Below are 11486 nucleotides of genomic sequence, written 5' to 3' on the forward strand. Positions count from 1 at the left end.
TGGCCCCATCCAACCAGAGCCCGGACGGAGACTCATCGGCAGCATCGCGGCGAGGCAGTTCACTCGTCCAGGGCCGCACGAACCAGATCCGCGACCGCCTGCGCGCCGCGCGGGTTCGGGTGCAGGGGGATCGTGGTCGTGGCGCTGATCAGGGGCTCCACCCACCGGCGCGCGGCGGGTTGGCAGCCGTCGTGGCCGGTCACCGCGTTGGCATCGACGGTCGTCGCGCCCAATTTCGCGGCCTCTTCCAGGAGCATGACCGAGATGTGGCGCAGGATCCGGTAGACGTAAGGGACGTCGGCGCGGGCCACGCCGGTCGCGTAACCGCAGTCGGCGGTGGTCGCCGGCAGCACCGAGGGGTAGTTCACCGCGACGATGACCGCGTTCGGGGCGCGGTCGCGAATCGCGCGCAGCGCGCCCGCCACGGCGGGGCGGGCCTCGTTCTCCACCCGGGCCGCGAGGGTGTCGGCACCGGTTCCGGTGAACTGGCGCTCGCACGGGTTTCCGACCGGCGTGAACGGGGTCTCCAGCAGCGATACCGCCAGGCAGGGGCCGAGGGTGCCGAGCAGGTCCAGGTCGTTCCAGCCCATGGTCACGGTCACCAGATCGGTCTGCGCGTCCAGGCCGTCGAACTGCTTGGCCGCCAACTCCCGCGCGACCGCGCCGCTGCAGGTGTTGTCCACGAACGTCTGCGGGGCGAGCGCCGCCACCAGCCGGTTGGGATAGCTCCCGCGCGAGCGCAGGCACAGCACCGGCCCGTACACGTCGGTGATATCAGCGGTGGCCGCGTACGAATCCCCCAGCGCCACATACTTTCTCACCGCCGGAGCGCCTTGCGCGGGCGCAATGGCGCACAGCGCCGCACCAGCAACCACAGCCAGAACCAAGGAAAGCTTACGCATCTCGATCTCAGCCTTCTCGCGACCGACGGAATTCTATTGTCATGCAGGCCATCTGCATGCAGATACATTCGATGGATCCGTGACTGTTCCGAAGAATCTCTTGCCCGAGCGCCGGTACACGATGTCGAACCGGCCGCGCTCGGATAACTCTTTCGGCGTCGAACCCCGCGATATTCGCACCGCGCGAGATCGCATCGAAATTGCCGTCGGCGCGCACCGGCCGACACGCCGCGATTCCCCGGCACGTCCAGGAATCAAGTCGAGCGCAACGGTTCCGCCGGGAGCGAACCGGGCAGACCATGGGAACTTCGGTCGACCGGAGGTGCGTTCGGATGGTTGCGACAGGGGGAACCAGTGCGGGGGCGGTACTGCGGGCGGTGCTGGAGGGCGGCGTGGTACCGCGCAGCGCCGTCGCGAAGGTGGCGGGGCTGTCACCGGCGACGGTGACCATGCAGGTTCGGGCGCTGGTGGAGGCGGGGCTGCTGGTGGAGCAGGCCGAGACCGCCAGTCCCGCGGGCATGGGGCGGCCGCATTCGCCACTGGCCCTGCACACCGCGGGCAACGTGGTGATCGGGGTGCACATCGCCGCCGAGCAGGCGACGGTCACGGTGCTCGATATCGCGGGGGCGGTACGGCTTTCGCATCGCATCCCGCACCCGGGGCTCGATCCCGGGGAGATCCTCGCCGGGGCCGCGGCCGAGGTGCGGCGGCTGCTGAGCGAGCTCAGCGAGCGGGTGATCGGGCTCGGGGTCGCGATCGGCGGGTGGGTGGACAGCTCGGCCGGCTCAGTGATCGATCACGGCTTCCTGCGCTGGCGCAATGTGGCGGTGCGGCAGTACTTCTCCGACCACACCGGCCTGCCGGTGAGCCTGGACAGCCACACCCGGTCCCTGCTGCACGCCGAGCAACTGTTCGGCAAGGTGCGCCATGCCTCGGCGACCGTGGCGCTGTTCGCGGGCAATGTCATCGACGTGGCGTTCGCCGTCCACGGCCGCGTGCATTACGGGCCGCGTTCGGCGGCGGGCGCGATCACCCGGCTGGCCGGCGGCGAGGTGGCCGAGGCGCTGACCGAGTGCACCGATCGCGCGCTGGTGGCGCGAGCGCAGCGGGAGGGCCTGGCGGTCAAGACCATTCCCGATCTCATCGTCGCGGCCGGGCGGCACGAGGTGGCGCGCGAGCTGTTCGCGGGGCGGGCGCGGGTGCTCGGGCGGGCGGTGGCCGTGCTGGTCGATCTGCTGGATCCGGACGCGGTGGTGATCGTCGATCCGGCGCTGGTGCGGGTGCCGGGGGTGCGCGCGGCCTATCTGGACACCGTGCGGCGGTACTCCTCGTGCGAGCGGCCCGAGGAGATCGTCACCGAATCCTCGTTCCTGGGCAAGGTATTGGAAGTGGCGGCCGGAGCAGTGGTTCTGCAGCAGTTGTACAGCGATCCGCTGGCCGTCGTCGCCGCACCCGAGGTGGCCGTCCTTTGATTCCGAGTAATTTTAAGTCGAACGAATGTTGCTCGATCGCAGCGTCTTCCAGGACAGTCTCACCATGGAAATGCACGCACCCGCCGGTCGATACGAATTCCTCGATTGTCGATGCCGCCCGAATTTCCGCGAAACTTTCCGGCGATTTCAATCAGGGAGACAACATTGCGAACCACCTTTCGCAGAATAGGTTTGGCGGCGACCGTCGCGGTCCTGCTCGCCAGTGGTTGCGCCACCGATGAGACCGGCGACACCGCGCTGACCGCCGCCCTGCCGACCCAGGTGCCGCCGAACACCGAACTCTCGATCTCGATAAACACCACCCGCATCGCCCTGCAGGCCTCCGGGCAGCTCGGCTCGCTGCCCTTCACGGTGTCGGACTGGCCCGCGCTCTCGGCCGGACCCGATGTGATCCAGGCCTTCCGGGGCGGCTCGGTGGATGTCGCGAGCAACGCGGGCATCCCGCCGATCCACGCCCGGGCCACCGGCGTCGATGCCAAGATCGTCGGCGTCAAGGTGCGCACCACACCGGCATACAAGCTGGCCACCGCGCCGAAGGCGGGCATCAACACGATTCAGGACCTGCGCGGCAAGAAGATCGGGTTCTCGCCCGGCCAGGCCCAGGGCGTGGTCGTACTGCGCACCCTGCAGGCCGCCGGGCTCACCCCCAAGGACGTCCAGCTGGTGGAACTGAACAGCCCCCAGTTCCTCACCGCGCTGCAGGGCGATCAGATCGATGTCGCCCCGCTGTTCGAGCCGCAGCTCACCAAATACATCAACCAGTACGGTGATCAGGGCGCGAAGGCGGTCGTCACTCCCGCCGTGGACGCGCTGACCGTGCTGTGGGCCCCGACCGCGGTTCTGCAGGATTCCTCGAAACTCGCCGCCGTCACCGAATTCGTGAAGATCTGGGCACGCGCGGATATCTGGACCTGGGAACATCCCGAAGAATGGGCCGACGCGTATTACGTGAAGGACCAGAAGGTTTCGCCCGAAGAAGCCAAGCGCATCATCGGCAACATCGAACGCCCGTATTACCCCGCCAAATGGGATGACGCCATCAAGTGGGAGCAGGAAACGGTCGACCTCGTCACGGGCTCCGGCTATTTCGGTAAGAGTTTCGACGCCGCGACGCTGTTCGACCGGCGCTTCGAGGGTCTCGCCACCGACGCCGTTCCGGCCACCTACCGAGAGAAGGTGCGGTCATGACGCTCGCGATTCCCCGGATTTCGATCGCCTCCGCCCCCGCGAGTGACGGCTTCGTCGATCGGCGCCGCCTGCGCCGGCTCGGGCTGCGCAAGGCCGTTCCCTTCGCCCGGTTGCTCGGGGTCGCGGTGCTGGTCGGCGCGTGGGCGGCCGGATCCCACTTCGAACTGCTGGACGAGCGCAAACTGTCCGCGCCGTGGACCGTGCTCACCACCGGCTGGGAACTGTTCCGCGACGGCAGCCTGGCCGAGAACGTGTCCGCCTCGCTGAGCCGGGCGCTGATCGGGCTGGGCATCGGCGTGGTCGTGGGCACGGTGCTGGCACTGATCGCCGGGCTGTCCCGGTTCGGCGAATCCCTGGTCGACGGGCCGCTGCAGCTCAAGCGCGCGGTGCCGACGCTGGGCCTGATCCCGCTGATGATCCTGTGGCTGGGCATCGGTGAGTCGTTCAAGATCGTGCTGATCACCTTCGGGGTGATCGTGGCCATGTACATCCAGACGCACGCCTCGCTCACCACCATCGACAAGCGGTTCGTGGAACTGTCCGAGGTGCAGGGTGTTTCGCGTGCGGAGTTCATCGCCCGCGTGGTGATACCGGGCTCGCTGCCGGGCTTCTTCCTGGGGCTGCGGCTCTCGGTCACCGGGGCCTGGCTCTCGCTCATCGTCGTCGAATCCGTGAATGCCACAGACGGATTGGGCAAAATGATGTACAGCGCGCAGAACTACGGTCAGGCCGATGTCATCCTGGTCGGCCTGGTCATCTACGGCGTCTTAGGACTCGTTTCCGACGCCGCCATCCGGCTGCTCGAGCGCAAGGTGCTGTCATGGCGTCAAACGATCGCGAACTAGGCGTCCAGACCCGGGATCTCACCAGATCCTTCGGAGAGCGGACCATTCTGGACGACATCACGCTGACCATCCCGCCGGGACAGTTCGTGGCCCTGCTGGGGCGCAGCGGGTCGGGCAAGAGCACGCTGCTGCGCGCGCTGGCCGGGCTCGATCACGACGTGAACGGCTCGGGGTCGCTGCGGGTGCCGTCGAAAACCTCCGTGGTGTTCCAGGATTCGCGGCTGCTGCCCTGGCAGCGGGTGCTGGCGAACGTGCTGTTCGGGCAGCCGCGATCGCGGCGCGCCGCGGCCACCGCGCTGCTGGGCGAGGTCGGGCTGGCGGGCCGGGAACGGGCGTGGCCGAACGAGCTCTCCGGTGGCGAGCAGCAGCGGGTCGCACTGGCCCGCGCCCTGGTCGGCGAACCCGATCTGCTGCTGGCCGACGAGCCCTTCGGCGCGCTGGACGCCCTGACCCGCATCCGCATGCACGAGCTGCTGCGTGATCTGGTGCGCCGGCACACCCCGGCGGTCCTGCTGGTCACCCACGACGTGGACGAGGCGATCACGCTCGCCGAACGCGTGCTGGTGCTGGACGCGGGCCGGCTCACCGTGGATCTGCCCATCGAACTGCGCGGCGACCGCGATCCCGGTGACCCGGAATTCCAGCGCATCCGCCGCACCCTGCTGACCGCGCTGGGCGTCGTCCCGGCCGGTGTGTGAAAGGACCTACATGTCGAAACAGTTGCACCTCAACGCCTTCCTGATGTCGACCGGGCATCACGAGGCCTCGTGGCGGCTCCCGGAATCGGACCCCTACTCGAACACCAAGATCGAGCACTACGTGCATCTGGCCCGGATCGCCGAGCGCGGCAAGCTCGATTCGATCTTCTTCGCCGACAGCCCGGTGCTGTTCGGCGACACCGGCCGCCGGCCCAGCGGCAAGCTCGAGCCCACGGTGCTGCTGACCGCCATCGCGGTGCAGACCTCGCGTATCGGGCTCATCGCCACCGCCTCCACCAGCTACAACGACCCGTTCAATCTGGCGCGCCGCTTCGCCTCGGTCGACTGGGTGTCCAATGGCCGGGTCGGCTGGAACATCGTCACCACCGCCGGAGCGGACGCCGCCCGTAATTTCGGGCTCGACGACGTGCCGGACCACAAGCTGCGCTATGAGAAGGCCGCGGAGTTCGTGGACGTCGCGACCAAACTGTGGGACAGCTGGGCCGACGACGCGGTGCTGGCCGACAAGGAATCCGGCATCCACACCGATTCGGCCAAGGTGCGGGCCATCGAGCACGAGGGCCGGTTCTTCAAGGTCGCCGGGCCGCTGAACCTGCCGCGCTCGCCGCAGGGGTATCCGGTGCTGGTGCAGGCGGGTTCGTCGGAGAACGGCAAGGAGTTCGCCGCCCGCTACGCCGAGGCGGTGTTCACCGCGCAGCAGACCCTCGAGGACGGGCTGGAGTTCTACGCCGACGTCAAGCGCCGGGCCGCGGCGTTCGGGCGCGATCCCGAGTCGATCAAGATCCTGCCCGGAATCGTGCCGGTCATCGGGGACACCGAGGAGCACGCCCGGGAGCTGGACGCCGAACTCGAGCGACTCATCTCGCCCGAGTACGCCAAGCGGCAGCTGGCCAAGGTGTGGGGGATTCCGGTGGAGAACCTGGACCTGGACAGTCAACTGCCGGACGATCTGCCGTCCGAGGACGAGATCCAGGGCGCCAAGAGCCGGTTCACGCTGATCGTGAATCTCGCTCGGCGCGAGAACCTCACGCTGCGCCAGCTGATCGGGCGGCTCGGCGGCGGGCGCGGGCACAAGACCTTCGCCGGAACCGCGGTGCAGGTCGCGGACATCATCGAGGAGTGGTTCACGCGCGGGGCCGCCGACGGGTTCAACATCATGCCCGCCGTGCTGCCCTCGGGACTGGATCGTTTCGTGGACGAGGTCGTGCCGATCCTGCAGCAGCGGGGGCTGTTCCGCACCGAGTACAGCGCGTCGACGCTGCGCGGGCACTACGGGCTGGAACGGCCGGAGAACCAGTACGACGTCGTGCCGCCGGTCGCCGAACCGCTCGCGGTCGCCGGATGAGTCCGGACTCCGACTGTCTCGATACCGCGGCCTCCCTCCTGGAGGCCGCGGCTTCGGCGTTCGCGGGGCCGGTGAGTTCGGCTGCGCCGGAACGATGTCCGGTTGCACTGCACGCGCAGTTCCCGGCGGCGCGCGCCCGCGACGCGCCCGGCCGCACACCGATGTCAGAGAGCAGGAACGCCGGGCCGGGTGGCGCGGTATCGGATAGCAGCGCCGGGTCGGGTGCGGAAGTTAGCGGGTTGGTGTGAAGAACGGTGAGTTGAGCGTGCCCGGAGTGGACGGCGCGAATGCGCAGGGGCCGGGCTGGATTCGGTATTTGTTGCGGCGGTGTGCCGAACATCGGCGGACCGTGGTCACGACCATCGTCGGTGCGGTGCTGGCCGCGATCGCGACGGCGGGATTGCCGTTGATCGTGCGGCACGTGGTCGACACGCTCACGGTGGGTGCGGCGTCGGTGCTGCCGTGGGCACTGCTGTTGCTCGGGGTCGGAGCCGGACGGTTCGCGGCCAGTTACGCGCGCCGCACCGGGTCGTCGCGGCTGTCGCTGGATGTGCAGCACGATCTGCGGCGGGATCTGTTCGCGGCGCTGCTGCGGTTGAACGGGCGGCAGCGATCGGGGCTGTACACCGGGCAGGTGGTGAGCCGGGCGATCACCGACGTGACGCTGATTCAGATGTTCCTGCAACTGGTTCCGATGGTCGGCGGGAACGCGGTGCTGCTGGCGGCCTCGCTGATCCTGATGGCGACCATGTCCCCGGCGCTGACCGCCATCGCGCTGCTGGTGATACCGGCGCTGTGGTTCATCACCCAGCGCAGCCAGCGCGAACTGTTCCCCGCCAACTGGGACGCGCAGGCGCGGGCCGCCGAGGTCGCCATGCGGGTCGAGGCCGCGGTGACCGGGGTACGGGTGGTCAAGGGGTTCGGGCAGGAATCGCACGAGCTGGACGGGCTGGCCGCCTCGGCGCGCGATCTCTACCGGTCGCGGCTGCGGATCACGCGGATCACCAGCCGGTACATCCCGGCGCTGCAGACGATTCCGGCGGTCGGGCAGGCGCTGGTGCTGATCGTCGGCGGGCTGCTGGCGTTGCAGCAGTCGATCACGCTGGGCACGTTCCTGGCGTTCATGACCTATCTGGGGTCGTTCGTGCATCCGATTCGCATGTTCTCCATGCTGCTGACGGTGAGTCAGCAGGGGAAGGCGTCGCTGGATCGGGTGCGTGAGGTGATCGAGACGCCGATCGCGGCGGAATCGCGGCCGGCGGGGGAGCCGAGAGCGAACACGGCGGCCGAAGGCGCGCCACGCATCGAATTCCACGGTGTGCGTTTCGGATTCGAGGATCAGCCGCCGGTGCTGGACGGGCTGGATCTGACGGTGGAACCCGGGGAGACCATGGCCATCGCGGGCACCGCCGGGTCCGGGAAGTCGGTGCTCGTGCAATTGCTGCCGCGCCTGTTCGATCCGGACGCGGGGCGGATTCTGCTGGACGGCACCGATATTCGTGCGATTCCCGAGCTGCGGGCGCAGGTCGCCATGGTGTTCGAGGATCCCGCGCTCATGGCGGACACCGTGCGGGCCAACGTGGCCTACGGCGTACCGGACGCGACCGAGGAGCAGGTCTGGCATGCTCTGCGCCTCGCGGCGGCCGACGAGTTCGTGGCGGCGCTGCCCGAGGGGCTCGAGACCATGATCGGCGAACGCGGGCAACGGCTTTCCGGCGGTCAGCGCCAGCGACTGGCGCTGGCGCGCGCCCTGATCACCGACGCGCCGATCCTGGTGCTGGACGACGCCACCTCCGCCATCGACGCGCAGGTCGAGGAGCAGATCTTCGCGCGGATCGCGGCCGAGGTGCGGCGGCGCACCACGATCGTGGTGGCGCATCGTATTTCGACGCTCGCGCTGGCCGATCGCGTCGCGGTGCTCGACGGCGGGCGGATCGCCGAACTCGGCACGCTGCACGATCTGCAGCGCTCGGGCGAGTTGTTCCGCACGCTGTTCACCCCGCCGGATCCGGTCGGCATCGCCGAGGAGCTCGACACCGGACGGGCGGGTGTGCCGACCGCCGGGCTGTGGGCGCACACCGAGGCCGACGGTGACGAATCGCGGACCCTGGAGCAGATGGCGAAGGCGTTCTCCCAGCGGGCCGCCGGTGCGCCGGGGCCGATGGGCGGGCAGGTCGGCGGTGGGATGATGTCGAGCGCGCCGCCGAGCGGGGACGTGCGGGCGCTCATCGACGGGCTGCCGCCGGTGTCCGGGGAACCCGAAGTGCCCGAGCATTTTTCGCATACGCCGGATACGCGGTTCGATCTGCGTGGTCTGCTGCGGCCGTTCGCGCTGCCGCTGCTGGCGGGGCTGGGGCTGGTCGCGCTCGACGCACTCGCGCAGATTCTGATTCCGTTCCTGGTGCGCTACGGCATCGACCACGGGGTGCTCGCGGGGGCGCGGGACGTGCTGCTGATCACGGCGGCGCTGGCGCTGGTCGTGGTGGCGGTGGATTGGGCGATCACGGTCGCGCAGGTGCGGGTGACCGGGCGGGCCGGGGAGCGGCTGCTGTACGGGCTGCGGGTCAAGGTGTTCGCACAGTTGCAGCGGCTGGGATTGCAGTTCTACGAGCGGGAACTGTCCGGGCGCATCATGACCCGCATGATCACCGACGTGGACGGGTTGTCCACGTTCCTGCAGACCGGGCTGGCGGTCGCGCTGACCAGCTCGCTCACCATCGCCGGGGTGCTGGTGGCGCTGGTGGTCATCGATGCCGGGCTGGCGCTGGTGGTCGTGCCGCTGCTGCCGGTGCTGGTGGTGGCGACCGTGTGGTTCCGGCGGGCCTCGGTGCCCGCGTACAACCTGGCGCGCGAGCAGGTCAGCGCGGCGAACGCGTATCTGCAGGAGAACGTCGACACCATCGCGGTCACCCAGGCCTATCGCCGGGAGGCGGTGAATCAGCGCGAGTTCGAGCGGCGCTCCTGGGGGTACCGGCAGGCGCGGCTGCACAGCCAGACGCTGATGGCGATCTTCTTCCCGTTCGTGGAGATCATGTCGGTGATCGCGACCGTCGCGGTGCTGGCGGTCGGGGTGCACCAGGTGCGGGACGACGCGCTCACCGCGGGGACGCTCATCGCGTTCCTGCTGTACATCGATCTGCTGTTCGCGCCGATTCAGCAGCTGTCGCAGGTGTTCGACAGCTATCAGCAGGCGGTGGTGGGGGTCGAGCGGCTGGCGGTGCTGATGCGGGAGCCGGTCGCGACGCCGGACGCGGACGAGCCGGTCGCGGTGGAGCGGCTGGCCGGTGCAATCGAATTCCGTTCCGTGGGTTTCGCTTACGACCCCGCGGGCAAGCGGGTGCTGTCCGGGATCGACCTGCGGATCGAGCCCGGGCAGAAGGTGGCGGTGGTGGGTGAGACCGGTGCGGGCAAGTCGACGCTGGTGAAACTGCTTGCGCGCCTGTACGACACCAGCGAAGGGGCGGTGCTCGTCGACGGCGTCGACATCCGGCGGTACGGGCTACGCGACTATCGCAAGCGGCTCGGTGTCGTTCCGCAGGAACCGTTCCTGTTCGGCGACACGGTGCACGAGGCGATCGCGTACGGCAAGACCGATGCCGCGCCCGCCGACATCGAATGGGCGGCACGGGCGGTCGGCGCGCACGAGATGATCGCGGCGCTCGAGCACGGGTACCGCCAGCCCATCGGCGCGCACGGGGCGAGCCTGTCGGCCGGGCAGCGTCAGCTCCTGGCACTGGCCCGGGCCCAGCTGGTCGAGCCGGACATTCTCATTCTCGACGAGGCCACGGCGTCACTGGATCTGGCGACCGACGCGCGGGTGCGGGCGGCGGTGGATGTGCTGACCACCGGGCGTACCACGGTGGTGGTGGCGCATCGGCTGGCCACCGCGGCCGACGCCGACCTGATCGTGGTCGTGGGCGAGGGGCGGTTGTTGCAGACCGGGCGGCATGCGGAGTTGCTCGCCGAAGACGGTCCGTACCAACGGCTCTGGGCCGCGTATGTGGGTGAGGAGGTCAATGCTCCCGCCCGGTAGGCGGATCGATTCCTGCGCTGCGGTAACGGTTTTCGCGCGAGTCGGGCGTCCCGTTCGGGGGGCGGCCGGCTCGCGGCATATCCGGTGATCATGCTCGGGGTATCGGTGTGCGCGATCGGGACCGAACGCCCATGATCCGGTCCCGGGAGCTGTCATCCTGAACGGGCGGGACGGCGTCCGCCGGTCCGCACGCGTGGCATCCGGGGGAGCACCCATGAACGCAGCCACCGACCAACCTCCCACTTTCGAGAACTCGCCCGGCCTGTGGGGTCTGATCCGGGACCTGTTCGGCGACAACCCCTGGGTGATCCTGCTGGCCGGCCTCCTGAGCTGGACGATCCTGATCGTCGCCACGCACCGCGCCGCCACGCAGGGTACGAGCACGGTCACCGCCCTGCGAACCGGCCCCCGCCGCCTGCGCGCGGCCCTGCGCCTGCTGTCCGCCGCCCTCCTGCTGTGCCTGCCCGCCGCCTGGCTCGTCACGACGGTGATCTGGGGCAACTACCTGATGTACGTCGCCACCCACTATTTCGTGGACACCCCCGCGAAGCCGCCGTCCTGGCTGTCCCTGACCCCCGGTTCGGCCGTCAGCGCCGGCTACGCGGTCCTGGTCTGCGCCCTGACCACCGCGGCGTTCCTCTCGGCCGCGAAATCCGAGGCCCTGTCCACCGCGGCCTTCCTCGGCGCCTGGCCCGCCCTCCCCGCCGCGGTCCTGACCCTGACCCACCGCACCACCCCCGCCCCCGCCTGGACGACCCCCTCCGCCGCCCTGTTCGTCACCGGCTACCTGCTGGCCCCGATAGCGGTAACGCTCTGTCTGCGCCTGTGCGCGTCGAAAACCTGACGGGTCGGCACGATCGCCGTGCCTTCGATGTTGCCACGCCATCGGCGTGGGCCTTGCCGCCCGGTGCCTGGATCTCGGATCGATGCCGCGCGCAGCCGTCCCGACCTGTCGGAACAG

At 69.3% G+C, this 11486-nt stretch carries 8 protein-coding genes; 7 read left to right on the forward strand and 1 reads right to left on the reverse strand.

The genetic code is table 11. From position 1 onward, the window contains the following. Positions 1–59: 59 nt before the first annotated feature. Complete coding sequence (locus tag ABZ319_RS22910; RefSeq protein ID WP_354988497.1) at positions 60–821, reverse strand: SGNH/GDSL hydrolase family protein; 762 nt, start codon at positions 819–821, stop codon at positions 60–62. A 413-nt stretch (positions 822–1234) separates the two neighbouring features. Between ABZ319_RS22910 and ABZ319_RS22915 the strand changes: the two genes are divergently transcribed. The 7 genes from ABZ319_RS22915 to ABZ319_RS22945 all read left to right on the forward strand — a co-directional run bounded on the left by ABZ319_RS22915 (position 1235) and on the right by ABZ319_RS22945 (position 11369). Beyond that, positions 1235–2374, forward strand: a complete 1140-nt coding sequence (locus ABZ319_RS22915; RefSeq protein WP_354988498.1) for an ROK family transcriptional regulator — start codon at positions 1235–1237, stop codon at positions 2372–2374. A gap of 165 nt (positions 2375–2539) precedes the next feature. Further along, positions 2540–3583 carry an ABC transporter substrate-binding protein gene (locus tag ABZ319_RS22920; protein ID WP_354988499.1) on the forward strand — a complete coding sequence of 348 codons (1044 nt, stop codon included), beginning with the start codon at positions 2540–2542 and terminating at the stop codon, positions 3581–3583. Then, positions 3580–4428: an ABC transporter permease gene (locus ABZ319_RS22925; protein ID WP_354988500.1), complete on the forward strand. Its 849-nt coding sequence runs from the start codon at positions 3580–3582 to the stop codon at positions 4426–4428. Before ABZ319_RS22920 ends, ABZ319_RS22925 begins: the two co-directional genes overlap by 4 nt. Beyond that, on the forward strand, positions 4404–5126 hold the full coding sequence (locus ABZ319_RS22930; RefSeq protein ID WP_354988501.1) for an ABC transporter ATP-binding protein: 723 nt from the start codon (positions 4404–4406) through the stop codon (positions 5124–5126). The genes ABZ319_RS22925 and ABZ319_RS22930 overlap by 25 nt, the downstream gene beginning before the upstream one ends. Positions 5127–5136: 10 nt before the next feature. Next, positions 5137–6492, forward strand: coding sequence for an LLM class flavin-dependent oxidoreductase (locus ABZ319_RS22935; RefSeq protein WP_354988502.1), 1356 nt, complete (start codon positions 5137–5139; stop codon positions 6490–6492). 244 nt (positions 6493–6736) lie between these two features. Further along, a complete protein-coding gene (locus ABZ319_RS22940; RefSeq protein WP_354988503.1) occupies positions 6737–10525 on the forward strand; it encodes an ABC transporter ATP-binding protein in 3789 nt (1262 codons plus the stop codon). Positions 10526–10739: 214 nt separating this feature from the next. Further along, positions 10740–11369, forward strand: coding sequence for a hypothetical protein (locus ABZ319_RS22945; RefSeq protein WP_354988504.1), 630 nt, complete (start codon positions 10740–10742; stop codon positions 11367–11369). Positions 11370–11486: the final 117 nt, after the last annotated feature.

This window comes from Nocardia sp. NPDC005978, assembly GCF_040614455.1.
Classification (GTDB): Bacteria; Actinomycetota; Actinomycetes; order Mycobacteriales; family Mycobacteriaceae; genus Nocardia.